General features: G+C 46.7%; 23 protein-coding genes, 1 tRNA gene and 1 pseudogene. 12 read left to right on the top strand and 13 right to left on the bottom strand.

Annotated elements, in window-relative coordinates; genetic code table 11:
* Positions 1-21: 21 nt before the first annotated feature.
* From H6F66_RS27650 to H6F66_RS13455, 6 genes are all read left to right on the top strand, one after another.
* The gene (locus H6F66_RS27650; protein WP_242019322.1) at positions 22-498 is read left to right on the top strand and encodes a Uma2 family endonuclease; all 477 of its coding nucleotides are present in this window, start codon (positions 22-24) and stop codon (positions 496-498) included.
* A gap of 518 nt (positions 499-1,016) precedes the next feature.
* Positions 1,017-1,715: a pirin family protein gene (locus H6F66_RS13475; RefSeq protein ID WP_190422025.1), complete on the top strand. Its 699-nt coding sequence runs from the start codon at positions 1,017-1,019 to the stop codon at positions 1,713-1,715.
* 243 nt (positions 1,716-1,958) lie between these two features.
* Positions 1,959-2,654 (top strand): response regulator transcription factor NblR, encoded by a 696-nt coding sequence (gene nblR, locus H6F66_RS13470; protein ID WP_190422023.1) that lies wholly within the window; start codon positions 1,959-1,961, stop codon positions 2,652-2,654.
* 23 nt (positions 2,655-2,677) lie between these two features.
* Positions 2,678-3,292, top strand: a complete 615-nt coding sequence (locus H6F66_RS13465; RefSeq protein WP_347269381.1) for a DUF192 domain-containing protein — start codon at positions 2,678-2,680, stop codon at positions 3,290-3,292.
* A gap of 612 nt (positions 3,293-3,904) precedes the next feature.
* Positions 3,905-4,096, top strand: coding sequence for a DUF2949 domain-containing protein (locus H6F66_RS13460; RefSeq protein WP_190422022.1), 192 nt, complete (start codon positions 3,905-3,907; stop codon positions 4,094-4,096).
* Positions 4,097-4,416: 320 nt separating this feature from the next.
* The gene (locus H6F66_RS13455) at positions 4,417-4,554 is read left to right on the top strand and encodes a hypothetical protein (RefSeq protein WP_190422020.1); all 138 of its coding nucleotides are present in this window, start codon (positions 4,417-4,419) and stop codon (positions 4,552-4,554) included.
* Between the two features lie 64 nt (positions 4,555-4,618).
* Here the strand turns inward: H6F66_RS13455 and H6F66_RS13450 are convergent, their stop codons facing one another.
* The 5 genes from H6F66_RS13450 to lpdA all read right to left on the bottom strand — a co-directional run bounded on the left by H6F66_RS13450 (position 4,619) and on the right by lpdA (position 10,547).
* Positions 4,619-5,773: an alanine--glyoxylate aminotransferase family protein gene (locus tag H6F66_RS13450; protein ID WP_190422018.1), complete on the bottom strand. Its 1,155-nt coding sequence runs from the start codon at positions 5,771-5,773 to the stop codon at positions 4,619-4,621.
* 226 nt (positions 5,774-5,999) lie between these two features.
* Positions 6,000-7,322 (bottom strand): hypothetical protein, encoded by a 1,323-nt coding sequence (locus H6F66_RS13445; protein WP_190422016.1) that lies wholly within the window; start codon positions 7,320-7,322, stop codon positions 6,000-6,002.
* Between the two features lie 112 nt (positions 7,323-7,434).
* Complete coding sequence (locus tag H6F66_RS13440) at positions 7,435-7,716, bottom strand: DUF5340 domain-containing protein (protein ID WP_190422014.1); 282 nt, start codon at positions 7,714-7,716, stop codon at positions 7,435-7,437.
* Positions 7,717-8,111: 395 nt separating this feature from the next.
* On the bottom strand, positions 8,112-8,996 hold the full coding sequence (trpC, locus tag H6F66_RS13435; RefSeq protein WP_190422012.1) for an indole-3-glycerol phosphate synthase TrpC: 885 nt from the start codon (positions 8,994-8,996) through the stop codon (positions 8,112-8,114).
* Between the two features lie 117 nt (positions 8,997-9,113).
* Positions 9,114-10,547 (bottom strand): dihydrolipoyl dehydrogenase, encoded by a 1,434-nt coding sequence (lpdA, locus tag H6F66_RS13430; RefSeq protein ID WP_190422010.1) that lies wholly within the window; start codon positions 10,545-10,547, stop codon positions 9,114-9,116.
* Between the two features lie 222 nt (positions 10,548-10,769).
* On the opposite strand from lpdA, the gene H6F66_RS13425 reads away from it, so the two are divergent.
* A complete protein-coding gene (locus H6F66_RS13425; protein WP_190422008.1) occupies positions 10,770-10,994 on the top strand; it encodes a hypothetical protein in 225 nt (74 codons plus the stop codon).
* Between the two features lie 52 nt (positions 10,995-11,046).
* Here the strand turns inward: H6F66_RS13425 and H6F66_RS13420 are convergent, their stop codons facing one another.
* Entirely contained in the window at positions 11,047-11,835 is a 789-nt protein-coding gene (locus H6F66_RS13420) for an RNA methyltransferase (protein ID WP_190422006.1), read from the bottom strand.
* Positions 11,836-11,936: 101 nt separating this feature from the next.
* A tRNA-Leu gene (locus tag H6F66_RS13415) sits at positions 11,937-12,020 on the bottom strand.
* 211 nt (positions 12,021-12,231) lie between these two features.
* Between H6F66_RS13415 and murA the strand changes: the two genes are divergently transcribed.
* Entirely contained in the window at positions 12,232-13,602 is a 1,371-nt protein-coding gene (murA, locus tag H6F66_RS13410) for a UDP-N-acetylglucosamine 1-carboxyvinyltransferase (protein ID WP_206755406.1), read from the top strand.
* A 104-nt stretch (positions 13,603-13,706) separates the two neighbouring features.
* Here murA and H6F66_RS13405 read toward each other — a convergent pair whose 3' ends face one another.
* From H6F66_RS13405 to H6F66_RS13385, 5 genes and pseudogenes are all read right to left on the bottom strand, one after another.
* On the bottom strand, positions 13,707-14,609 hold the full coding sequence (locus H6F66_RS13405) for a TIGR01777 family oxidoreductase (RefSeq protein ID WP_190422004.1): 903 nt from the start codon (positions 14,607-14,609) through the stop codon (positions 13,707-13,709).
* Positions 14,606-15,007, bottom strand: coding sequence for a photosystem II reaction center protein Psb28 (gene psb28, locus H6F66_RS13400; RefSeq protein WP_190422003.1), 402 nt, complete (start codon positions 15,005-15,007; stop codon positions 14,606-14,608). Before psb28 ends, H6F66_RS13405 begins: the two co-directional genes overlap by 4 nt.
* 138 nt (positions 15,008-15,145) lie before the next feature.
* A pseudogene (locus H6F66_RS13395) lies at positions 15,146-15,355 on the bottom strand (Uma2 family endonuclease); the annotation flags it as partial.
* On the bottom strand, positions 15,355-16,674 hold the full coding sequence (locus H6F66_RS13390; protein ID WP_190422001.1) for a heterodisulfide reductase-related iron-sulfur binding cluster: 1,320 nt from the start codon (positions 16,672-16,674) through the stop codon (positions 15,355-15,357). The pseudogene H6F66_RS13395 and the gene H6F66_RS13390, both read right to left, overlap by 1 nt.
* Positions 16,675-16,730: 56 nt before the next feature.
* Positions 16,731-18,023: an FAD-binding oxidoreductase gene (locus H6F66_RS13385; RefSeq protein ID WP_190421994.1), complete on the bottom strand. Its 1,293-nt coding sequence runs from the start codon at positions 18,021-18,023 to the stop codon at positions 16,731-16,733.
* Positions 18,024-18,219: 196 nt separating this feature from the next.
* Here H6F66_RS13385 and H6F66_RS13380 point away from each other — a divergent pair, with 196 nt between their 5' ends.
* The 4 genes from H6F66_RS13380 to H6F66_RS13365 all read left to right on the top strand — a co-directional run bounded on the left by H6F66_RS13380 (position 18,220) and on the right by H6F66_RS13365 (position 22,760).
* On the top strand, positions 18,220-20,883 hold the full coding sequence (locus H6F66_RS13380) for an EAL domain-containing protein (RefSeq protein ID WP_199295462.1): 2,664 nt from the start codon (positions 18,220-18,222) through the stop codon (positions 20,881-20,883).
* Positions 20,884-20,925: 42 nt separating this feature from the next.
* Positions 20,926-21,240 (top strand): glutaredoxin 3, encoded by a 315-nt coding sequence (gene grxC / locus H6F66_RS13375; protein ID WP_190421992.1) that lies wholly within the window; start codon positions 20,926-20,928, stop codon positions 21,238-21,240.
* An 87-nt stretch (positions 21,241-21,327) separates the two neighbouring features.
* Positions 21,328-21,816, top strand: coding sequence for a tRNA adenosine(34) deaminase TadA (gene tadA / locus H6F66_RS13370; RefSeq protein ID WP_190421990.1), 489 nt, complete (start codon positions 21,328-21,330; stop codon positions 21,814-21,816).
* A 164-nt stretch (positions 21,817-21,980) separates the two neighbouring features.
* The gene (locus tag H6F66_RS13365) at positions 21,981-22,760 is read left to right on the top strand and encodes a lysophospholipid acyltransferase family protein (protein ID WP_190421989.1); all 780 of its coding nucleotides are present in this window, start codon (positions 21,981-21,983) and stop codon (positions 22,758-22,760) included.
* Positions 22,761-22,805: 45 nt separating this feature from the next.
* Here H6F66_RS13365 and H6F66_RS13360 read toward each other — a convergent pair whose 3' ends face one another.
* Positions 22,806-24,884 carry a S8 family serine peptidase gene (locus H6F66_RS13360; protein ID WP_190421988.1) on the bottom strand — a complete coding sequence of 693 codons (2,079 nt, stop codon included), beginning with the start codon at positions 24,882-24,884 and terminating at the stop codon, positions 22,806-22,808.
* Positions 24,885-24,896 lie beyond the last annotated feature (12 nt).

The following is a 24,896-nucleotide window of genomic DNA, read 5'->3' as shown; positions in this document are numbered from 1 at the left end:
GAACATGAACAACCTAAAATCATGTTGGCGTATTTCGTCACAACCATAGCAGATTTGCTAGAAATCGAGACTATGGAACTGGGTGCGCTGCTCCTTGAAGGGGAAGATTTACGCCGTGCTATTGAGCCAGATACCTGTTTTTACATTCAGAATGAATCTCTAGTCAGAAGCAAAATAATTGACTTGCAGACTGACCCACCACCAGACTTGGCAATAGAGTCTGACTATACAACTTCTTCCCTGGATAAATTTACAATTTATGCCTCTCTCGGTGTTCCTGAACTGTGGAGATATACGAAGCAAACACTAGAGGTTTATCATTTGGTAAACGGACAATATGATCTATCGGCAAATAGCCTGGCTTTTCCATTTTTGCCAATAGCAGAATTGCCTGAATTTATTAAACAAACTAAAACTATCGGACAAAGAGCTACTGTGCGTTTATTTCGGGCGCTAATCCAAGAAATTTTACATCCGAATTCAGGGAACGCGGGTTGATATCGAAAGTATGGCTCATCTGCGATATCCCCCATAACCCCAGCAGAATTACCGTTTTCATCCATTAAATAACGTTTTTTTTATCAAATTATAAAACTGCCCTGTCTTTTGGTTGTTTTGTCCTTGCTTTCTATTTGGATACAGTATCTTTTTGGGTACTATCTTCCTTTTAAGTGCATACTTTACAAATTTAGTCAATCTCGATTATATTTTAATTATTGAATCTAAAAGTAACCCGGCAACAATGAAATAACCAGTTATCGCTCATAGAAATCCAATTGTTTTAGAACTGGAAACAGGCACGTATTACTGGTGTAGTAACGGACAATCTAAAAATCAGTCTTACGGTCACAAAGTAACAGAATTTGCTCCTGGGACTTTTCAGATTACGGAAAAACAACCAAAAGCAATTTGTATCTGCAAATACACAGGTAATTCTCCATATTGTGACGGTAGCCATAGCCAACTTTAAGCTGTAATTCCTGCTGCTACATCTTTGAGGTAAATAGGAGTAGAAAATGATTACACTTCGGAAATCAGAAAATCGAGGACACGCTAATCACGGTTGGCTAAACACTTACCATACATTTTCCTTCGCTAACTATTACGATCCTACTCACATGGGCTTTAGAAGCCTGCGGGTAATTAATCAGGATCGGGTACATCCAGGGAAGGGTTTTCCAACCCATTCCCACAATGATATGGAGATTGTTACCTATGTGCTGGAAGGTGCTTTAGAACATAAAGATAGCTTGGGTACTGGTTCGATAATTCGTCCTGGTGATGTGCAGAGAATGAGCGCTGGTACAGGTATCGCTCACAGCGAGTACAATCATTCTCAAACTGAAGGAGTGCATTTTCTGCAAATTTGGATTTTGCCGAATAAAAAAGGGGTAAAACCAACTTACGAGCAGAAGACTTATTCTGATGAGGAAAAACGGGGTAATCTTCGCCTAATTGTTTCTGAAGATGGGCGCAGTAACTCAGTTACAATTCATCAAGATGTTGATACCTATACCACCTTACTTGATACTGGTGAGCAAGTTATTCACCAACTTAAACCTAACCGTCATGCTTGGGTGCAGGTAGCGCGAGGTAGCGTAATGCTGAACGACAACTTGCTAGAAGCAGGTGATGGTGCGGCTGTGAGTAACGAGGAGTCACTAAAGCTAGTCGGTAAGGAAATGGCAGAAGTGCTACTCTTCGACATGGCATAATCGGCAAATTCCACCCTAATTTCTCTCCTTTGGTAGTCGAGTTAGGGGATGAGGGAAGTGCTATAGCAATCCTCGGTAGAGTTGTGAGCCAGCCCTTCAGATGCCCGACTTCTTAGAGAAGTCGGGCATCTCGCCTTCACGAATCATGTAGGACTGCTATAGAAAATAAAACTCTTTCCAAATAGGGATGCAGTGGTTTCAGCTAGACTGAAATAAAAAAGCAGCGTTGCGCCACTTTTGCTTATGTCTAATGTTGCATTTGACCGCAGCCCGTGTGTTTTACTTGTGGAAACAGACGAAGTTCTTGTTCAGCGTGTGAGTCTGGACTTAAGAGAAGCGGGATATACTACTGTTGTTGCGCCCGACTCCACTAGCGGTTTCCATCAAGCGTGCGAACTCCAGCCAGCTTTGGTTGTTGTAGATAGAGTTTTGACAGGAGATTCTGGGCTAAAGTTGTGTACTCAGCTGAGAAATGCAGGCTCTCGTGTGCCTGTGCTTCTGTTAATGGCACGGGATACGGTTGAGGATAGGGTTGCTTGTTTGGAGTCTGGTGCCGATGATTATTTTCTCAAACCTTATCGCACTGATGCCTTTTTGCAGCTGGTACGCCTCTATTTACAGCCGGAAGCTGGTGCTAATGAACAGTTACGATTTAGCGATCTGGTGTTAGACTTAGCTACTCGCCGAGCGATGCGTAACGGGCGAACGATTGATCTGACAATGAAGGAATTTGAACTGTTGAAGTATATGATGTCCCATCCCCGTGAGGTTTTGACCCGCGAACAGATTCTAGAAAATGTTTGGGGTTATGAGTTTATGGGTGAGTCGAATGTCATTGAGGTGTATATTCGATATTTACGTCTCAAAATTGAGGAGGAGGGGGAGAAGCGTTTGATTCAGACAGTGCGGGGTGTGGGGTATGTTTTGCGGGAAGCGTAAGTATAAGGATGAGGGATGAATTTGTGAGTAGTCGGGTTAGTTTGCTGTGGATAATGCTGTGCGTGTTGCTGATGGGATGTTCGCCACCAGTATCAAAGTCAGAACTAAAAACGCCTTCTGGTGAGATGCAGTTGTCACCAACACCAACTTCTTTGTCAGTGCCATTAGAATCTAAAACGCTTTCTGGTGAGGCGCAGGCTTCGGGAATCAAGGATAATTTGGGTCAAACTTTGCCAATTTCTGCTAAAGCTATTATTGCAGGCGAGGCGATCGCGTTGGAAGTGGCGCGAACCCCAGAGCAACAGGCTATGGGTTTGATGTACCGCACGTCTTTGGCTGATGACCGGGGGATGCTGTTTGAGTTCGGGACACCGCGACCAATTGGCTTCTGGATGAAGAATACGCTCATCCCTCTAGATATGATTTTTATGCGGGATGGTGTAGTGAAATTTATTGCGGCAAATGTCCCTCCCTGCACTACCAGTATCTGTCCTACCTATGGCCCCGATACACCTACCGATCGGGTGATTGAACTCCGGGGAGGACGAGCCGCCGAACTGGGTCTAAAAGTAGGCGATCGCGTTACCATTGAGCAGCTGGATACAAATACGGATACCCCTACACGCCCAGCTTTGTAATTCTTATGAAACCAATTTAAAATTTAACTCATACTATTCGCGCATTTGTTACCAAAGTAAGGTAATCTTTCCCAAGATAGAGTTTGAGGGTGAATTTTTAATTTAAAGTTAACGCTTAAACCTCTTCTCGCTTCAAGAGAGTTGGTTCCTCTAAGGATGAGAGAGTGTTTCGGTGTGTAGGTGTGGGGTGGGTGTAACAGAAGCGCTCTTAAAAAGTAAATCTCTCCTTTTAGAGAGGGATGAAATTTAAATGGTGAAGTAAAAAAATATTAAGCAAAGTTTACTTTTTGACAATTGGTTGGGGTTTGGCGGAAACAATGGAACCACACTTAGGTTTCCGGTGTCTTTGTCACCAAACAACCCCGCTCAAAGGTAACTGGAAACTAAGCCAGTTATATCCCTATCTTCGTTAATGGTAGAACCATCTGCCCAATTGTCACAGGAAGTTGGTGATCTGTGACACCTGAATTCGGTCAGGTAAAAGGAAAATAGTAGGGAAGCAGCTTTGATAACGGTGGACAGATATGATTCTGTCTATCGATACTTTAAACAAGCAGCGTTTTAATTACAAAATAACAAAACAGACTTTGATAAAAGGTGGTGAAAGCTAATATGGCACCTGCAAGCTATTCTCGGTTTCTTCGGTTTTTACAAGAAGATTTGGCAATATCCAAAGCTTCAATTTCGATCGCTTTGCGGCATCGGGAAAACGATCCAGGGCCTTTGCCGATGATTTTATGGCAGTACGGTTTAGTAACGCTAGAACAGTTAGATCAAATTTATGATTGGCTGGAAACTGCATAAGAATTCATGACTCGGCGAGGAGCAAAAAAGTCATGTCAATATTGGGCTTTGGTATGATCCTGACCCACAGAAGAAGACCTAGGAGGTTCAATCTGTTACAATTTATCCAAACAAAGAGAGCAGGTCGATAAAAGGCCCGCTCTTTTTTGTTATTAGGACAAGGGTTTCGTTTTTCAGTAATAGATGTCTTTATAGCGTTTGTCAGTTGCCTGGAATATATTAATTAGCTTAATTAGCCCCTACAGAAGTACCGCACCCAACCCTTGAATTGCTTTAATTGCAGCTTTCGCTTAATTAACATCAATACAACTTAACTGAAAGTGCAAAATTTGATAAAATATATAGTGGTAACACCCGTTGGTCGTCCGGGCTGGACAGGCGTGAAACTGGTGCGAAAACATCTGCCAACGTTAAAAGCAAAGTACACAGAACTTCCGGAAGCTAAAGTCTGGGACTAGGTCACAACAATTTGATAATTGTAGGGTGGGCATTGCCCACCCTATGAAACTAATTACTAATCGCTTAAGATTGGGCAAACACTCTGGCAGCAGCCGCAACACCAGCACCGGGAGTAAAGCCTTCATATCCTACTTCGCGCAGGGTGGCTTCCAAGGAGGCAACAGCAGCGAGAATATCGCGATCGCTCACAAACCCCAAGTGACCAATACGGAAGATTTTGCCTTTGAGATGGTCTTGTCCGCCAGCCAGAACGATGTCAAACCGCTTTTTCATCACCGACCGGATTTTTTCGGAATCCACCCCAGTTGGTGCCACAGCAGTAATTGCCGGACTACCAAAACCGTCAGGGGCAAATAAAGGTAACGATAGCCCTTTCATCGCTTCGCGGGTAGCATTCATCAAGCGCTGGTGCCGCCCATAGATAGATTCCAACCCCTCAGCCTTCATCATCCGTAAGGCGGTATGCAATGCCACCATCAGGTTAACTGGCGGAGTGAAGGGAGTAGTATTTTTAGCAGCATCTTTGCGATACTTGCCTAAATCCAGGTAGAAGCGGGGCAACTTAGCGGTTTTATAAGCTTCCCAGGCTTTCGGGCCGACGGATACAAAGCCTAAACCAGGGGGAATCATGTAGGCTTTTTGGGAACCGGAAGCCACCACATCCAGCCCCCATTCGTCAATAGGCAAATTCACAGCCCCCAAGCTAGTGACAGCATCAACGATTATTAAAGCTTCGCCGTGGGCTTTGACATGACGGTTAATGGTTTCCAGATCGTTGAGAACACCCGTAGAAGTTTCGCTATGGGTGATAATAACCGCTTTGATTTGTTTGTCGGTGTCGGCTTCGAGTTTGGCACGAATTTGTTCTGGATCTAGAGGTTGACCCCATTCGGCTGTAACTTTGTCAACATTTAAACCGAAAGCTTCGGGTAATTCTGCCCAGCGATCGCCAAATTTGCCGTTACAGCCAACCAACACGCGATCGCCTGGACTCAAAAAGTTAATAATGCCAGCTTCCATCGCCCCGGTACCGCTGGCAGTTAAACACAGTACATCATTCTGTGTCTGGTGCAACCATTTGAGGTTTTCTGTCACCTCTGCCATCAACTTGCCAAATTCGCCGCTGCGGTGTCCGAAGGGGTGCTTGGCTAAGGCTAGGAGTACCTGTTCCGGCACTGGCGTAGGGCCGGGAATCATCAGCATTAGCTTGTCATCCATTGATCTGTCCTTAAAGTTGAAGAGCGCATTATTTAGGATCGCACATCTATAGCTGATTGCTAATGGCTAATTACCAGGTTGTCAATTACCATCAGCTATTAGCAATTAATAAATGAGTTGTAAAAATTCATGAACCGCTTTGGTGGAGCGTTGGCGTAAGCGATCGCGCTTAGGAAGATTTAACGAGTAACTTAGAATTGCTACATTAGCCATTAGCAAATAAATACTAACTAACTTCTGGGTTCGCTGGCGGAGTCTTTCTTAAGAAAGCTGGCAAATCTACCTGCAAATTTTTGTTTGGTGGAGGAGATGCTATAGGTGTTGGAGAAACTGGCTTAGAGAGTTGAGAAGCGGCGGCGGATTGGGTTGTCATCAGCAGTTCCAAGAGTTCATCTGGACAGTCTGCGATGACTTTTTCCATTACCTCCTTGAGTTGTTGAGCAAAGGCGTTGGCTGTACCGTAACGATCTTTCCAATACTGGATAGCTGCTTCATATTCGCCTGCTTGCTGGGCAGATTTAAGAATTTGCTCTTGCAGGGTGCCTATTTGTAACTCAAGTTCGGCGGTGCGGGAGGAATGGCGATCGCGTGATTCTGCCAGTTCATGACAAGCTTGTTGAAGTCGAGCCTGAATCTTCAGCTGTTGCTCCAGCTGAATTTCTAATGCTTCAATTTGGCGGTAAAGGGTGTCAATGGTGGCATTTTGTTCCGAGACGAGGGTTTCAGTCTGGTGGAGTGTCACCGTTAGTTGTTGTTGGTCTTCCAGGGCTGCGTGGGCTTGTTGGAGATGATCTTCTAGCTGATTTAGAGTAGCAGCGCGATCGCTTAACCGACGATACAGCGCCTCAATTTGTTGATGAGACTCGGCTAGCTGCACCTCCACACTTCTCCTCAAGCTTCGAGCCTCCAGAATTTCTGCTTCTAGCTCCTGCACTCGTAAAACTTGAGCTTCCAGAGATGTTTGTCTCGTCTCTATCTCCTGCTGCAACAACTTTTGACCAGCTTGAACAGCTCGACGGCTTTGAGCCAACTCTTTTCGCAGGTGTCCCAGTTCTCCTTGCTGCGATAAAGCGTTTTTTTCAATAATCGCCAACAATTCTTGAACAGTTTGGTCTTTGAGTAGCGCTTGTGTTTCTTGCGCTTCCAGAGCCTTTTGCTGCTCGGCTAATTCTTGTTTTAGTTGAGAAAGGGCCTGCTGTTGAAGGTTAGCTACTTCCTCTGTTGAGGCTAGCTGGGCTTTCAAAAGGTTTCGTTCGCCAAGTTCGAGTCTGAGTTCATTTACACAAGCTTGGGACTCTTGCAAAGCCTGCTCTAACTGATTAATGCGCTCTAATTGCTGTTGGTCATGGGTTACACGAGCATCCGCCGCCTTAGCTGCTTCTCGCCATTGTTCCAACTCTTTGAGTAAAGCTTGACGTTCCTGCTCCCAAGATTGTCCCTGGTCTGGTTCGTGAGGTTGTTGGGTAGCATCAGCATTCGTTTGTTCTGCTTCTGCTAACGCTTCCTGGGAGTCCCACCAGAAACGATTACTTGAATCTGGTTCAGTCACTCCTAACCTCCCAGAAATCAATAATAGTTTTGGTGCATCCAGCAGCCATTTCGTAGTTACAAGTTATGAGTTATATCTCTCAGTGTATTCAAAACTCATAACTTTTAACTTTCTAACCCTTCGGTTCCCGTTGTCCGGTGACGACATCAGGCGGCGGTGTCTCCTCAAAAGCGATATTATTCACAGACCAACGGTAATCAATTGGTAAATTTGCTCTAGCGCAGGTTTGCTCAATTTGCTTTTGTTGAGCCATCGCTTTGCGTAGGGTACTTATAAGCTGGTGAACTTGCTCCCGCACTGCTGGTTGTTGTCTTGCAGCAAAGGAGGTTTGGCGTTCTAAAAGTTGCAGCAGTAGTTCGTAGTGAATGTGAGACGGAAGGGGAATTGGCTCCATGAAACCTGATTTACCTCAAGGGGACGGATATCTAAGTTAAGGATAAAAGCGCAAGGATGGGGGCTGAAGGAAGAAATTTTTTAGCTCAAATCCGTCTTATTACCCATATTATTTCTCAGGTTGTTGATGGTTGATTGTTCATTAGACTTCTTGCAGTCATCGCCTTGAAAATAAATTTCTGGTTCAAAACTTCAACCCGTTACAACGGGTTGAAACATTTACTAAAGGATCGCGGCGATGATTTTAGCTATGATGCCCTGTTCAGTTCGGGGCAGAATTAATGCAACAAGTCTATTGATGAACTATGAACCATGAACTATTTAATTATGGGCAATTAGCCAGATTTAATTTATTTATATTTCCTCTTTCATCCTTCTTCCTGATTCAAAAGCGTGTCACTTGGAAAACAACTTGGCGATACCCGCAGCCGGGTCAGGCTGTTTTACCAAAGATTCACCAATTAGCACTGCATCTGCACCAGCAGCCTGAACCGTGCTAAGGTCAGATGGGGTGTGCAGCCCGGACTCACTAACGACAAGAATGCCGCGCTCTTGCAACTCGCTGCTTCGTGCTGCCAGAATCTGACAGGTTGTTTGCAGATCCACAGAAAAATCTTGCAAGTTGCGATTATTTATACCAACTAGGGTAACGTCTTTCAGGGATAATACGCGGTCTAGTTCTGCTAGAGTATGCACTTCAATCAGGGGTGTCATCCTCAAAGCGTTGGTAATTTTGACAAAGTATTGCAGGTCTTTGTCGTTAAGAACTGCCGCAATTAGCAGGACGGCATCAGCTCCGTGTCGTCGGGCGAGATAGATTTGATAAGGATATATTACAAAATCCTTACACAATACGGGCAAGTCTACGGCAGCGCGAACAGCAGTCAAGTTTTCAAAGCTACCAGAAAAGAATTTTTTATCAGTGAGTACCGATAAACAACTCGCTTGTCCCTGCTGATATGCGGTAGCGATCGCTACTGCATCGAAATCTTCCCGAATTATTCCCTTACTGGGACTGGCTTTTTTTACTTCCGCAATTAAGGCAGGTTTTGTCTTACCTTGTCGTAATGCCCCAACAAAGTCACGCACTGCTGGCGCTGTCTGTACTTGACGCTGCAACTCGTTCAAGGGGAGACGTTCTCGCATCCGGTCAACTTCCGTCTCTTTATGCCAGACAATTTCCTCCAAAATGTGACTTGGTTCATTACCAGGTACGACAACTCGATAACCGAAATTGCTGATGGAAACAGATGGGTTTGGTGGACGACGGCGAATTTGCATAGATATAGTTTGGCACAATTCGATTTTGGATTTTGCGGAGGTCGGAGTTTCTCCGCCTCCGATGATTTTAGATTTTGGATTGAAAACAAAATCCAAAATCTAAAATCCTGGCATTGGCTAGTGACTTCCTACAGCCCGTTTGTAGGCTTCATCCAGCACTTCCGAGAGGGTAGGGTGAGCGTGGACATAGTAGGCTAAGGTGTTGACAGTGTTACGAGAAGCGATCGCATTTGCGGCTTCGTGGATCAAATCTGCTGCGTGCATTCCGATAATATGAACGCCCAGCACTTCCCCGGTGTCTTTGCGGTAGACGACCTTTGCCATGCCGTCCGCTTCTCCTTCAGCGATCGCTTTCGAGTTACCTTTGAAGTAACTCTTCGCTACCCCTACTTCAAATCCCTGTTCTTTCCCCAAATCCTTTGCTGCTGTTTCTGTGTAGCCGACAAAGCTGATTTCTGGGTGGGTAAATGCTGCGGCTGGGATACTGTGATAGTCTACCAATCGATGGCGATCGCAGATATTTTCTACTGCCACGACACCTTGAGCAGACGCAGCATGAGCCAGCATCATCTTACCAGTGGCATCTCCAATCGCCCACAGGTGGGGTACTACTTCGCCGCCTGACAAAACTGCCATCCGGTCATCGACGGTGATAAAGCCCTTTCTATCTGTCTCTACGCCCACCGATTCTAATCCCAGGTCTTTAGTATCTGGAATGCGTCCCGTAGCAACCAGACAAGCATCTACTTCCAGTACGTCCACCACTTCTTTAGTTTTAGCATCGGCTAGCTCAATAACTACTGGCGTTCCAGGGGTGACACTTTTTGCCAAAATGCCGACTTTGGTTTCGATGTCGCGCGGCTTAATCAGTATCCTTTCAGCTATAGTTGCAATGTCGCGGTCAAAACCAGGCATCAGCTGGTCTAAAGCTTCAATCATCGTCACTTCACAGCCTAAAGCTGTGTAAATATCCGAAAACTCCAGACCGATGTAACCGCTGCCAACAATTGCGATCCACGGTGGTAGCGATTCCAATTTTACGCCTTCATCACTGGTAAAGACGGTTTTGTGGTCGATTTCAATACCTGGAGGAACCCAAGGAATTGATCCACTGGAAATGATAATGTCTTTTCCGGTGACAGTTTTTTCACCCGATTCTGTGGTAATAGATACTTTTTGCTGTCCAGCTACTTTACCCCTACCTCGGATGATATCTACACCCAATCGTTGTAGACTATTTGTCAAATCACCGCGAATCTTGGAAACAAGGTTGTTGGCGTGGGACGCGATCGCTTCTTTGTTAAACTCAACGCCAGATACTTGAATACCCAGCGATTTCAGGTGATGGGCGTTATGTAACTCCCGTACCCGACCAGATGCCGCAAGCAGTGCTTTTGAAGGAATGCAGCCCCGGTTAACACAAGTACCGCCCATATCTGCTGCTTCTACAATAGCGGTTTTCAGTCCGCAGCTGACGGCGTGTAATGCAGCACCATGTCCGCCTACGCCCGCCCCAATAATCACTAAATCGTAATCAAATCCCTCAGTCACGTTACTCTCCCGGTGCGCGATGCCCTACTTATTTTGAACTTGACCAACAGTGAGCGCAAGTCCCAAACGATCAGTTATTAGTCAGTAATTTGACGGGGGACATCTTTAAAGTCTCTGTTGTATTGTAGAAGCTAACATAATCGCGATTGTCGAGTTTTGGCGATCGTCTCATAACTATCAGAGTGCGCTGCTAGGATGAGCAGTGTTTTAGGAATCAGACGCATGAATTACAGTCACCAAGAGAACGAACGCGATACCGATGATTCTTTCAGCAAGTCCCTCGACGAATTGCAGGAATTGTTGCTATCTCAGGAAATTCAGAGAGATAGTTCAAAGTTGCAGGCCGTTAAGGGGAATAATCATCAACAATATCCGATTGCCGTAGATGATTTAGAGGATGCCGTTGCTGACATTGAGCAATATTTCCAAGAAATCGGGAATGGATAATTGGTCTTTGGGCATTTTCCGCTCAAAGTCTGATTTTGTAGCAAACCAATGGCTAATGGCTAAAACTTTTCTGACGCTGCGCTTCGTATAACATCAAGGCAGCTGCTACAGCTACGTTCAAAGACTCTACCCCCGGACTCAGGGGAATTTTCACCTGCACATCCGCCATTATACTTAAATTATCTGACAACCCAGCGCCTTCATTGCCCATCAAAATCAGCGTCGGACGGCGCAAGTCAACTTCCCAATAAGTTAAAGTTGCGGTGGGAACAGTTGCTACTACCTGCATCCCTTGTTTCCGACACTGGGAAATGTCAGCTATTAAATCGGAACTGACGCTCATCGGTAGCCGAAACCACTGTCCGGCTGAGGCTCGCAGCACCTTCGGATTATCTAAATCTACACTATCTGCACTCAGACAAAGCCAATCTACACCAGATGCGGCAGCGGTGCGAATCATTGTCCCCAGGTTTCCGGGATCTTGTATTGTTTCCAATACCAGCCCCAAACCAGTGACAGGTAGACTTTGCGCCCGATTGGAGACTCGCGGTGCTGTAGCGACTACACCATCTGGTTGAATTGTGGTAGCAAGAGCCTTCAAGACTTCCGGACTCACCAATTCGGTGCGCGGGGAACGTTGACAAATGCTGTTCCACAGTTGCGGGTGACGCTCCTGCCATTCCAGCGTACAGCAAACTGTCACCAAAGGATAATCAACTGCGATCGCTTCCTCCAGCAAGTGCGTCCCTTCCAACAAAAACATCTGCTGCTCTCGCCGCTCTTTAGCAGTATGCAACTTGCGGATTTGCTTTACCAGAGGATTCTGGAGACTGGTCAACATTCGATTTTGGATTTTTAGATTTTGGATTGGGGATAACTTGCTTAGTACAAAAAAATTTGGGATTACTAGCCTAGTAATCCCACAAAAATCCAAAATTGAGATGCGGAACCCGGGACTTGAACCCGGACATCCTTGCGGACTCTAGAACCTGAATCTAGCGCGTCTGCCAATTCCGCCAGTTCCGCGTAGCCTTGACTACATTTCCAAATTATCATATTGCCGCAAGTTTTGGCATTAGTCAACTAATTTGTTTGCTCCGGAAATTGGAACCAGGACAAGGTAAAATGCTTAACTCGGCTGAAAATGATATCTGGAGTGCCAATAATGTAGACATTTAAAATCTTTACTGTAGAATCAAAACCAAATTTAAAAAAATGCAACACTATTTCCGGAAATTTGGAGGATAGACCTATTAACCCCTCTCTCAACCTGACCAACACCTACTCTCTGCCCGAAGAAGACAAATCCGTCCTACAGATTTGGGGCAGAAACTCTCTGAAAGGACACGCCAAAATTAGCGGTGCCAAAAACTCAGCCCTAGCGATCATGGCGGGAGCATTGCTTTGTCCGGAAGATTTTCGCCTCCGGAATGTTCCCTCGCTTGTCGATGTGGAACGAATGGGTCAAATTTTGTCGTCCTTGGGTGTAAAGCTAGAACGAAATGGCGACATTCTCGACATCAACGCCAGCCACATCGGAGAATCAAAAGCGCCCTATGAGTTGGTTTCGCAACTGCGGGCAAGCTTCTTTCTCATAGGCCCGATGCTGGCGCGCCTGGGGGTGGCAAGGGTGCCTTTACCCGGCGGTTGCGCTATTGGTGCCAGACCAGTTGATCTCCACGTCCGGGGTTTGCGGGACATGGGGGCAGATGTGCAAATTGAGCATGGAATTGTCCATGCTTATGTCAATGGAAGCAGCGGAAAGTTAAAAGGGGCAAAAATTTATTTAGATTATCCCAGCGTCGGTGCTACAGAGACGCTGATGATGGCGGCGACCTTGGCGGAAGGCGAAACTACGATAGAGAACGCCGCACAAGAGCCTGAAGTCGCGGATCTGGCTAATTTCTGCAATTCGATGGGCGCGAGAGTTCGCGGTGCAGGCACCAACACAATTGTAATTTCCGGTGTTCCCAAATTGCATTCTACCGACTACAACATTATTCCCGACCGGATTGAGGCGGGGACGTTGCTAGTAGCAGGGGCAATTACGCACTCAGAAATCAGTATCTCGCCTGTGGTTCCAGATCATCTGACAGCAGCGATCGCTAAGCTGCGAGAAATTGGCGCTAAGGTGATTGAAGATGCACCCGACTGTCTGCGGATTATCGGCGGACACCAATACGTAGGTACTGATATCGAAACCTTGCCCTATCCGGGTTTCCCGACAGATATGCAGGCGCAGTTTATGGCGTTGCTGACACTTGCCGATGGCGATAGCGCCATCAGTGAAACCGTGTTTGAAAATCGTTTGCGTCACGTTGCCGAATTAAATCGCATGGGTGCAGATATTCGCGTCAAAGGCAACCATGCGCTAGTGCGGGGTGTGCCGATGCTATCGGGCGCGCCAGTATTAGCGACAGATTTACGCGCTTCGGCGGCGCTGGTGCTGGCGGCGCTGGCGGCAGAAGGAAAAACGACGATTCAAGGATTGCAGCATCTAGACCGAGGCTATGAGAAGCTGGAGGAGAAACTGCGGCAACTGGGAGCTAAATTAGAGCGGGTGCAGGATGAGGATACTTTGCCAGTTGAAACTGTAAAGGTTGGCTAATGGCTAAGAGGGACTAGGGACTAGGGGCTAGGGACTAGGAAAAATACTGCCCCAGTACCCAGTACCCAGTACCCAGGAACACAATTAGCAATTAGCAATTAGCATTAATCCAAGAATTCCTCCAACGCCTGTTTGAGGCTGGGATATTGATAGTCAAAGCCTTGGGTAATGGTGCGTTTTGGTAGAACTTGTTGTCCTTCCAAAACGACTTGGGCCCCATCTCCCAAAAGAACTTCTAAAGCAAAGGCGGGAACTGGCAACCAGGAGGGACGATTTAAAACTTCCCCCAAAGTTTGCGATACTTCGTTCATGCGGACTGGGTTCGGAGCTGTGGCGTTGAGAACACCTTCAACTTCTCTTTGTTGGAGTGCGAATAAAATTAGGTTAACTAGATCATCTCGGTGTATCCAAGAGAACCACTGCTTCCCTGTGCCGATAGGGCCGCCAGCAAACATTTTAAAGGGAGGAATCATTTTACCAATTGCTCCTCCCATAGCCAGAACTATCCCAATTCGCACAATCACCAGCCGCGTACCCGTGTCTTTTACTTTTTGGGCTTCTGCTTCCCATTCTTGACAAACTTGTGCCAAAAAATCATTACCAGAAGGACTGCTTTCTTCAAACGTGGCGGTTTCGCTGGTGCCATAGTAACCAATTGCGGAAGCACTCACCAAAACTGATGGTTTCGGGTTGGCTTTAGAAATGGCTTCTACAATTTTTTGAGTGCCAATTTTGCGACTATTGATAATTTCCTGCTTGTGTTCTGGTGTCCAGCGCTTTTCGGCGATGGGTTCCCCCGCCAAATTCACCACCGCATCGCATCCAGAAATCGACTGTTGCCAAGCTCCCGATTCTTTGGGATTATAGGCAACAACCTCTACACTTGGAGCGGGTTTCACAGAAGCGGGGTTGCGAGTTAAAATTAGCACCTGATGACCTTCAGCTAGTAGTCGCTCTACCAAACGAGAGCCGACAAATCCGGTTCCTCCTGCGATCGCTACTTTCATGATGCACCTGCTTGGCTAGCTGCTGTTTTTTGGGTTTCGCTGTAAGCCATGTCATTCGCTTCAGCATAGCGATTCATAAACCGCATAAATCTTTCCCAGTGGTCGTCTCGCGGGATTTCAAATTCGCAGTCCAGCCGCTCGAAATCATCCCCTTCTGGCCCTGAGAAAATAAATTTAACCGAGGAAGGCTCGACACTAATCACACCTTCTTCATCACTTAAGCGCAGCGAATTAGAAAATTTTTTTCTAAAGCTGTTGAATCTTTCTATGGATTTCAACTCTTTAAACGTCATCAATACGGTACGAACTCCAGAACTCTTGTTCCGGCGTAAGCTGACATTACTGATTTCTTCAGGAATACCTTCAAAAAATTGAATTAATGGTGTATCGGAAGTCATGAAAAAATTAAACGAAATTCCTAAGCATTGTACCGCAGGCATCACGAGAGCGAAAGGCTCTCCTGCTGCCCTACGGTTTACTTCCGGTATTCGCCATTCACCTTTATTTTTACTTGCTCAATCTTTTGTCTTTCCTATTTATCCTCTCAACTTTAACCATCCAAACAAATCCCCAACCGTTAGCCGTAGTTCTGCTACCAGGTCTGGAACGGGTAGCACATCACCTGTTTCTTGCAATAATTCTGGTTGCTGTCCGCGTGGGTAGAGTAGCACGGAGCGTTCATCTGGATCGAGCAGCCAGCCTAATTTGCTACCGTGTTGAAGGCAGTGCAAGATATTTCCGGTTACTACAGCTTTACGCCGCGAATTGAGTAATCTAGTAACTCCACCGGGTGCAAAATGGAAATGTCTTTACCTTGATTCGGTAAATGCTTAGTAATTTGCAAAGTACAACCGGGATTGGAAGAAGCGATTAATTTAGCACCAGTATTGAGCAAATTTTCTACTTTTTGCTTACCTAATTCTTCAGCAACTTCTGGCTGAAGCATATTGTAAACACCTGCGCTACCACAACACAAAGCAGCATCAATTGGTTCTCGAAGTTGTACGCCTGGGATTTGTCGCAAAAGTTGGCGGGGTTGCAAACTAATCTTTTGCCCGTGCAATAAATGACAGGCATCTTGATAAACTAAGGTTAGGGGTTTATCAGAAAGCGGTGAAAGTTTTGCTGTCACGCCTGCTTCATAAAGAAACTCTTGTGCATCTTTAACTTTAGAGGCAAAATTTGCAGCTTTTTCTTTATATTCTGGGTCATCTTGTAGGATGTGTCCGTACTCTTTTAAAGTATGACCGCAACCAGCAGCATTGATGATGATGTAGTCTACATTTGTGTCGGCAAAACTATCAATCATAGACCTAGCGATCGCTTTCGCTTGTTCTTCCTGTCCTTGGTGATGTGGTAGCGCCGCACAACATCCCTGGCTCTTGGGAATCACCACCTCACAACCATTCGCAGTTAAGACGCGCACCGTCGCTTCATTCACCTTTGAGAAGAAAAGACGCTGAACGCAACCTAAAATTACACCTACCCGATAGCGTTTCTCACCTTCAGCCGGAATAAGTTCTGGTAAAGTATCTTGAAAAGCTTTTAAAGAAAGTTCTGGCAGATTAGATTCCATCGCCGCCAAATGAGGAGATATCCGCTTAAGTAAGCCAGTAGAACGCACAATTTTTTGCAACCCCAACTTCTGATAAACCATCAGAGGAGCAAGCATTACTCGCAATCGATTAGGGTAAGGAAATAGGGAAAAAATGAGTTGCCTATATAACTTTTCTGGCAAACTGCGAGGATAATTTCGTTCAATTTGAGGACGAGTAGCAGATAACAACTTGTCATACTGAACGCCAGAAGGACAAGTTGTTACACAAGCAAGACAACCCAAGCAAGAATCAAAATGCTGCACAGTAGCAGTATTAAGAGGAATTTTCCCCTCATTAATCGCATCCATCAAATAGATACGACCCCTTGGCGAATCAGTTTCCTTACCAATTACCCGATAACTCGGACAAGTAGAAAGACAAAAACCACAATGAACGCAACTATCAATTAACTTCGGATCTGGCGGATGTTTAGCATCAAAACTAGACTCTTCAGATAAACTTTGCATCTTCTCTCTCTTCTTTGTTCTCGTAAGTCTGCGTCTTCTGCGCCTCAGCGGTTCGTTTAAATTCCTCCCACAAACCGACCAGGACTCAAAATATTTTCTGGATCAAACTGTGTTTTAATTTTCCGCATTAAATCAAGAGCATTACCCGTATAACCCCAGACATCTAACTGCTGCTTCAAAGCGATGGGTGCTTCCAGAATAGTCAAAAAACCGCCTTGGGAAGATAGACGCGATCGCATCTCCAAAATTGGCTTAACATCTGTACTATTACGGACGACTCCTAACCCACTACCAGCGTGAATCAAACACAATAAAGACGGGATTTCAGCAAGGATTGCCGCTGACGACGAGGGTACTACTCCTATTTTGCAAGTAACAGCAGCATCTTGGGGGGTTATCCACATTTGTTCTTGTAACAACAGCCATAGCTTTGACTCATCGGCATCAGAATATATTGTCCCCTGTAAACCCAGATGTTGCCCTACTTCCAGAAGTCTAGCCGACTGTTCCTTAACACTCGCCGCCACACTTTGGAAGCGAACAATTAAACCCATACCCTCACCTAAATTTGCCTTTGCCACTAGAGTCGGCGATAGCAAATCAACCGCAGTGGGAGTCAAAGCAGAAGCCAGCAAAGTTTTAGTTGCCGCCGCAATTCCTTCGGCTGTACCAATAAGCACCACAGTTCCAGACAGCTCTGGCAGGGGATAAACTCGAAATGTCACTTGAGAGATAATTGCTAGCGTTCCAAAAGAGCCAGTAAATAACTTCATTAAGTCATAACCAGCAACATTTTTTACCACCCGCCCCCCAGCTTTAGCAATTTGACCATCGCTTCGGACAAAAGAAAGCCCCAAAAGCATATCCCGAACCCCCCCATAACGTTGTCGCCAAGACCCAGCCGAAGCCGTGGCGACAATGCCACCAATAGTAGCGGTTTCAGGATAAGCTGGATCTAGGGGGAGAAATTGACCTTGTTGCGCTAAAATTTTTTGCAATTCGGCAAACTTCATGCCTGCCTCGACTGTGACGGTTAAATCACCGACAGCATGATCTATCAAACGATTGAGGCGTTCGGTACTGACAACTAAATTAACCCCATCTACTAATCCACCCCAACTAATTTTGCTACCACTGCCGCAGGGTAGGACGCGCGATCGCTGCTGGTGGGCAAAAGTCATAACTAAGGCGAGTTCTTCCAGGGTATCCGGATAGACTAGGCAATCAACGGTGGTTGAGGGTGTAACGGCTTGGGATATTTCTGATTTCCGGGCGACTTTTGCATCTTCCCACGGAATAATGGTTGAGTTGCTGAGGATGCTTTTCAATTTTTGGGCTACGCTATTCATGGCTTATAAAGACAGCTAGGCTAAAACACATTTAAGGTGGAGCTAAATACGAGCATTGCACGAGCTTTACACATAAGGAACACTTAATCCTTTGTAATATTAATAATAAATTTGTATTTTATTTCTTAGGATAGAGCCCAAGGTTCCATACTTGTAGTAGGGGTAAATAACACTCTCCACGGGTAGGTTTAACTGAATGGTTCGACGAAAAAAGACACAAGCCATACAGCAAAAAGTACGGACAATGCCAGCTCGCTCCTACGATCGGGAGAGTTTGCTGAATCGGATTACTACCCGAATTCGCCAGTCTTTGGAATTGCAAGAGATTTTGGCGACAACGGCGCGAGAAATCCGTACTTTTTTGGGCATGGATCGGGTCAAAATTTACCGATTTACTCTGGAGGGGAGTGGCGAAGTTATTGCCGAGTCGATCCGGGAAAATCGCCTGCCTTCCCTTCTGGGGCTGCGGTTTCCAGCCGAGGACATTCCTCCCCAAGCCCGCAAAATGTTTGTCAAAGCTCGTCAGCGAGTGATTATAGATGTAGCCACTGGACACAAGACTCAAGAGCAGTTAGATTGCCCCTCAACTGGCAAAACTTTTGCCAGCGAAGACATCCGCTATTCCCCAGTCGATCCTTGCCATATCGAATATCTGATGGCGATGGGGGTGAAATCCTCTCTAACCATTCCGATTTTGCATCAAAATAGCTTGTGGGGGCTGTTGGCGTGCCACAACGCGATACAGCGACGATTTAGCGAACAAGAGTTGCAAGTTGTGCAGCTGTTGGTGGATCAGATGTCGATTGCGATCGCTCAATCCAATCTTCTCCACACAGCCAGACAACAGGCTCACCATGAAGCAGCGATCAACCACATTAGCAGCCTGCTTCACTCCCCACTTAAACTTACAGAAATCCGGCAGGCCGTTCTAGAAGAAACCGTCCAAGCCTTACAGGGCAATGGTGGCAGACTGTTTATTACCGCAGATACCACAGGAAGACCTGCTCAAATTTATACCTATGGCGATCAGCCCAGTTTGCCCTGGCTAGAAGAAACTTCCTTGTGGCAAAGCATCCTTAATGGGGAAAAAGGTGTCGCTAGTCAGTCTTACAGAGAAAACAATCAAGATATCCAGCCTCACAATCTTCACAATTGCGAAGGCAGAAGCATAAAGTCATCCTTCATCCTTCATCCTTCATCCTCCCCTTACACCATTAAGGATCTCTACCGAGAACCGCAACTAAAGTCTTTAGCCTCTAGTTTCGGGTCAACTACCATTCGGTCTATTCTCATCGTGCCTCTGAGGTATCATCAGCAGTGCGTCGGGTGCCTCACCATCTTCCGCAATGAGATCAGTACCGAAACCTTATGGGCGGGAAAACACAATCTCGACGACCGCAACCTGCGCCCCCGCGTATCTTTTGAAGCATGGCGAGAAATCAAGCAAGCACAAGCCAAAGAATGGAGTCCCGAAGAACTCAAACTAGCTCAAGCTATTGGAACTCACCTCTACATGGCTGTGATGCAAAGGCGCGTGGAGGATACAATCCGGCATCAGGCATCTCACGACCTCCTGACGGGGTTGCCGAATCGGTTGCTATTTAATGACAGACTTTCTTTAGCGCTGGCAAATGCCCATCTAAGCCGCGATGAAATGCTGGCGGTGGTGTTTCTCGACCTGGATGGCTTCAAGCGGATCAACGATACTCTGGGTCATGCCGTAGGCGACCAGCTACTGCAAGCTGCGGCGCGACGCTTAAAGGACTGTCTGCGGGACACTGACATTGTTGCTCGTTGGGGTGGAGATGAATTCACTATTATGCTTTCCCCCGTCACCTGTGCCGATGATGCCACCAAAATTGCCCAGCGAATTTTAGGCGGACTAAATGTTCCTTTTCGTTTTGAGGAACAGGAACTTTATATTAAAGCAAGTTTGGGAATCGCTCTGGCTCCTTACGATGGAGAAGATGCAGAAACTCTCTTGAAAAACGCCGATGCTGCTATGTATAGAGCCAAGCAGCAAGGTCGAAATAACTATCAGCTATACACGCCAGCACTGGGGGCAAGAGCGCTAGAGCGATTGGTGTTAGAAAACAGACTTTACAAAGCGTTGGAACGCGAGGAATTTCTGTTGCACTACCAGCCGCAGGTGAATTTAATCACGGGTCAGATTGTGGGGATGGAAGCGCTGATTCGCTGGAACTCTAGCGATTTGGGATTTATTTCGCCTTATCAATTTATTCCACTGGCAGAAGAAACTGGTCTTATTTGCCCAATTGGGGAATGGGTTTTGCGGACAGCTTGCGCCCAAAATCGCCTCTGGCAGTCTCAAGGATTGCCGCAATTCCGCATTGCGGTAAATCTTTCAGCACGTCAGTTTCAGCAAAATAACCTGCTAAAAATTATCGATCAGATTCTCGCTGAAACGGGTCTGGAACCTTATTTTTTGGAGCTGGAAATTACTGAGAGTATTGCTATGCAGGATGTGGATTTGACCATTTCTGTGTTGCGAAAGTTGCAAAACATGGGGATCCAAATTTCAATGGATGATTTTGGAACTGGTTATTCTTCGCTCAGTTATCTGAAACATTTTCCTCTAGATACGCTGAAAATCGACCGCTCTTTTATTCGTGACTTGATGAGGAATCCCCATGATGCGGCTATTGTCAAGGCAATCATGGCTCTGGGTCATGGGCTGAATTTAAAAGTGATTGCTGAGGGAGTGGAAACACCAGAACAATTGGAGTTTTTGCGCTCGGTTGAGTGTGATGGTTTGCAAGGTTATTTATTTAGTCCACCTGTAGCCGCCCAAGCAGCAACGGAAATTATTAAAAATGGAAAATTAAATATGAAAAACTAGATTTCATAGCACACAAAAGATTCACAACTTGGGAAAATGAAAATGCTAAACTTTCTTAATCCTCTGTTAGGGCGTGATCCAGAGCGCATCAAAGCCGACGTCGAAATCTACACCTGGCAAACTTGCCCCTACTGCATCCGCGCCAAAATGCTCCTCTGGTGGAAAGGAGTCAACTACAAAGAATATAAAATTGATGGCGATGAAGCAGCCAGAGCGAAAATGGCCCAACGTGCCAACGGGCGGCGCAGCGTCCCCCAGATTTTCATCAACGAGCAGCACATTGGTGGATGTGATGATATGTATCAGATGGATAAAGAAGGGAAACTAGACCCCCTACTGGTTCAAGCAGCTGTTTAGACAGGCAAAACCTCCCTCTGTCTCCCGTTTACGGCGGAGTGAAAGGGGCGTAGCCGTAGCATAGACGGCTGAGGGCAAGGAGCGACTATGACAATTGACGATCCGGCATATCTAATTCATCGACAATGGATGAGCCGGGCTATAGAACTCGCTCAAAATGCTGGTGAAGCTGGGGAAGTGCCAGTCGGAGCAGTGATAGTTGACGTGGATGGTAACTTAATAGCAGAAGGTGAAAATCGCAAAGAGCGCGACAAAGACCCCACAGCCCACGCCGAAATTATTGCTATTAGAACAGCGGGGCAAGCGAGGCAAAACTGGCACCTCAATCAATGCACCCTATACGTTACCTTGGAGCCTTGTCCAATGTGCGCTGGTGCAATTGTCCTAGCACGTCTGCGGCTTCTAGTTTACGGAGCCGACGACGCAAAAACTGGTGCCATTCGTACAGTTGCTAATATCCCAGATAGTGCCTGCTCTAATCACCACTTGCCTGTATTGGGTGGTATCTTAGAATCTGTCTGTCGCCAACAACTGCAATCCTGGTTTGCTCAACGGCGCTCAAAAAGTACAAACTAAAAATTGGAACCGAAAAAAAGACAAATTCTTTTCTTTTGGGTTTTTAATTTTGCCTTTATTTTGTCTTATCAATGACAGCCGGGAAACTGTCCATTTTATAGAAGACAGATGCCTTAAGAATACTTAAGGTGTAATTATGGATGCCGTGAGAAATTTTATCCGCGATGACTCAGCTCGACCCCTCTGAAACAACCATAGCAACTGCAACCCGTGCCAAAGGAGTTTCAGTTAATTCCCGCGTCTTACCCTGGCTAGCCTCCGCAGGCTACAAGCTGACAAGCTGCATTGTCATGCCGTTTTACATTGGCAGCAGCGAAATAACTGGACAGGAAAATATCCCCGCTACTGGCCCTGTTATCCTAGCTCCTACCCATCGCTCTCGCTGGGATGCCTTTGTCGTACCTTACGCAGTTGGGAAACCAGTCACGGGTCGTGACTTGCGGATTATGGTATCAGCGGATGAAATGACGGGGTTACAAGGCTGGTTTATCAGTCGCATGGGAGGTTTCCCGGTAGATACGAGAAATCCGGGCTTAGGCAGTTTTCGTCATGGTGTCGAACTTCTCGAAAGAGGGGAAGTGATGGTCATTTTCCCAGAGGGTAACATCTACCAGGATGGGCGACTTCATCCCTTGAAACCGGGTTTGGCGCGGATCGCGGTGCAAGTGGAATCGGAAAATCCAGGATTGGGCGTTAAAATTGTTCCAATCAGCGTCCGTTACGGCAGCAGAGTCCCACACTGGGGTTGCGGTGTCAAGGTTAACATCGGTACTCCGATCTCAGTGGCGAATTATTCTTGTACTGGTACGCCGAAACGAAGTGCGAAAAAATTGACTGCTGATTTAGAAGCTGCGCTGATACAGTTAGATGAAAGCGAAGCGGTGGCAGTGGATACGGTCTGTGCGCCAACTCCATTAGAGAAGGTATCAAGCGCTCAAGGATAGGTTCTCCTTCCAGCCCCCGACTGGGAACGAGGGATGAGGAAAACATTAGATACCCAAGGTTAATTCCCAGCTTTTTACAGTACCTGTGTCTAACTGAGCATAGTCCACTACTAACAGGTGCCAAACTCCTGCTGCGGGTGAAGCTAGTAGTTGCTTGAGTGCGGGTGTGTTTTGCAGGGTGTAGGTGCCTTGCAACTGGGTTGCAGAACCCAAGGTGCGACCTTGCAACAGTACAGTTTGTCCTGTGGGTGGGATTAAACTCACCTCGATATCCCCCAGGAAGCTGTGTTCAATATTGACACCAATCTGAATATCCCGAACGCTTCCGGTTTGGGGAACTTGAATGGGACTGGTGATACCTTGGGGGTTGTCGTCGGGAATGGCTAGGCTGTTGTTGTTACGTCCATTTAAGACTTGGGAGGGTTTGGACTGTTGGACTCGCTGTTCTTTGGCAGCTTGAACGGCTTTAAAAGCATTGACTTTGCCATAACCGAACCATTGGGAGTAACCGTTGACATCGTAAGTGCCTAGCCGAAAAGCAAGCTGGGGGTCAGGGCCGGGGTCTACAATTTTGTCGGCGGTTTGTTGCAGAATTCGCCTGACTTCTTGTGCAGTTAAATCGGGGTTGGCTGACAAAACTAGGGCGGCGACACCTGCGACGACGGGACAAGCGCTGGAGGTGCCGCCGAAATCGTTGGTAAAGTTGTTGGAGGAGTATCCGGCTGCGCCTAGTCGGTCAGCGGTTAAGACGCCTAGTCCGGGCAGGGCGGTTCGGACTTCGGGGGCGGTGCTGATATATCCGGTTTGTTCAAACCACATCCCCGGTGGGGCGTTGTTGCTGGGGGCAGAGATGGTTACGTTGCCCCAGTTACTGTAGGCGGATTTTTTACTCAGGCTGGTACAGGCGGAAACGGTGATTACGTCTGGATGAACGGTGAAACCGCCTAGCCACTGGGTGGGGCCTTTTAGGAGGTTATTAGGCCAGCCTTGCTCGTTGATGGTGCCGCTGATGGGGCGATTGGCGTTACCAGCAGCAAAGACGATGACGCAGCCTTTGCGATCGCGTCCTATCGTAGCAGCACGGGTGAGGGCGGCCCGTTGTCGTAGGGAAAGAGGAAAGTATACGGCTGCTGGCCCCCAGCTACAGGAGATGACGCTGGCACCGTTTTGGATTGCCCACTCAAATAGTTGTTCGATGCTTTCGTCATCTAAGAATCCTGTGGTGCGGAGGGGCATGAAGGCACAACCAGGCGCAACTCCCACAATGCCGCTGCCAGTTTCTTCGGCAACTGCAACTCCAGCGCAGGCGGTACCGTGGTTTTCGTCTTCCTCTCCCGATAGTGGCAAGAAGTCTTGGTCTTTGAAGTCTTTGGGGGCGACGATTTTTCCCGCACCTTGAAAGTCTGGGTGGTTGAGGTCAAAGCCATCATCGGTTACGGCGACGACTACGGAACGCACGCCGCGAGTGATATCCCAGGCTTTCTCAACTGAAATATGGGAACTAGCTGCCACTTGATTAGCGCCTGCGTTGTTGAGATACCATTGCTGGGGATAGAGGGAATCTTTGGGGCGGTAGTGTTGCTCTTGCCGCACGACGATATTAGGTTCGGCGGTTAGTACCTCTTTTCGCCCCATCAGTCGGTTAGCTATTTTGACGGGGTTTTCTGTGGCTTGTGGGGTAAGGTGAAAGACAAAGGTGTTGGGAATGCCGTTGACTGGTTTGAGTAGTTGTAAACCATGTTCGGATGCGATCGCATTCCTTGTTTCTTCCTCCACGGAGGGCGCAAATTGTATTGTCACCTGATCTGTGAGGTAAACTAGCGTTTGCGGATTCTCTTTGAGCTGGTAGACGTGGCTGGCAAAGGCAACATCTTCTGATGCTCGTGCCGCTTGCATTGCTTTGTCTCGCCCAGATGGGTCTACTATAAATTCTTGTAAGTCGGCTTTGGGAATTTCTAGAGTTGGTTCGGCGGGGACACTTTGGGTTACGTCAGCTGCTTGTGAAGTTGGGCGGACTGTGAAGCGATCGCTCACTTTCTCCAGCGCCAATTCTTCTCCTCCCCGTTGTAAAATACTGCCTACACTCTCTTCTGGTACACCACTAGCGGATTGGTAATTGGTCATTGAAGTATTGCT

It is taken from the genome of Trichocoleus sp. FACHB-6 (assembly GCF_014695815.1).
Taxonomy (GTDB): Bacteria; Cyanobacteriota; Cyanobacteriia; order Cyanobacteriales; family FACHB-T130; genus Funiculus; species Funiculus sociatus.
Note: the sequence above shows the minus strand (reverse complement) of the source record. Positions and strands in the feature narration are given on the sequence as shown.

What these genes read in the sequence shown, in the direction of transcription:
- H6F66_RS27650 (WP_242019322.1), top strand. Translation starts at nt 22, where the DNA reads ATGTTGGCGTATTTCGTCACAACCATAGCAGATTTGCTAGAAATCGAG.
- H6F66_RS13450 (WP_190422018.1), bottom strand. Translation starts at nt 5,773, where the DNA reads ATGGATGACAAGCTAATGCTGATGATTCCCGGCCCTACGCCAGTGCCG.
- H6F66_RS13475 (WP_190422025.1), top strand. Translation starts at nt 1,017, where the DNA reads ATGATTACACTTCGGAAATCAGAAAATCGAGGACACGCTAATCACGGT.
- H6F66_RS13385 (WP_190421994.1), bottom strand. Translation starts at nt 18,023, where the DNA reads ATGAATAGCGTAGCCCAAAAATTGAAAAGCATCCTCAGCAACTCAACC.
- H6F66_RS13380 (WP_199295462.1), top strand. Translation starts at nt 18,220, where the DNA reads ATGGTTCGACGAAAAAAGACACAAGCCATACAGCAAAAAGTACGGACA.
- H6F66_RS13390 (WP_190422001.1), bottom strand. Translation starts at nt 16,674, where the DNA reads ATGCAAAGTTTATCTGAAGAGTCTAGTTTTGATGCTAAACATCCGCCA.
- H6F66_RS13440 (WP_190422014.1), bottom strand. Translation starts at nt 7,716, where the DNA reads ATGGAGCCAATTCCCCTTCCGTCTCACATTCACTACGAACTACTGCTG.
- H6F66_RS13460 (WP_190422022.1), top strand. Translation starts at nt 3,905, where the DNA reads ATGGCACCTGCAAGCTATTCTCGGTTTCTTCGGTTTTTACAAGAAGAT.
- H6F66_RS13365 (WP_190421989.1), top strand. Translation starts at nt 21,981, where the DNA reads ATGACTCAGCTCGACCCCTCTGAAACAACCATAGCAACTGCAACCCGT.
- H6F66_RS13420 (WP_190422006.1), bottom strand. Translation starts at nt 11,835, where the DNA reads ATGTTGACCAGTCTCCAGAATCCTCTGGTAAAGCAAATCCGCAAGTTG.
- grxC (WP_190421992.1), top strand. Translation starts at nt 20,926, where the DNA reads ATGCTAAACTTTCTTAATCCTCTGTTAGGGCGTGATCCAGAGCGCATC.
- H6F66_RS13405 (WP_190422004.1), bottom strand. Translation starts at nt 14,609, where the DNA reads ATGAAAGTAGCGATCGCAGGAGGAACCGGATTTGTCGGCTCTCGTTTG.
- trpC (WP_190422012.1), bottom strand. Translation starts at nt 8,996, where the DNA reads ATGCAAATTCGCCGTCGTCCACCAAACCCATCTGTTTCCATCAGCAAT.
- nblR (WP_190422023.1), top strand. Translation starts at nt 1,959, where the DNA reads ATGTCTAATGTTGCATTTGACCGCAGCCCGTGTGTTTTACTTGTGGAA.
- psb28 (WP_190422003.1), bottom strand. Translation starts at nt 15,007, where the DNA reads ATGACTTCCGATACACCATTAATTCAATTTTTTGAAGGTATTCCTGAA.
- H6F66_RS13425 (WP_190422008.1), top strand. Translation starts at nt 10,770, where the DNA reads ATGAATTACAGTCACCAAGAGAACGAACGCGATACCGATGATTCTTTC.
- H6F66_RS13360 (WP_190421988.1), bottom strand. Translation starts at nt 24,884, where the DNA reads ATGACCAATTACCAATCCGCTAGTGGTGTACCAGAAGAGAGTGTAGGC.
- tadA (WP_190421990.1), top strand. Translation starts at nt 21,328, where the DNA reads ATGACAATTGACGATCCGGCATATCTAATTCATCGACAATGGATGAGC.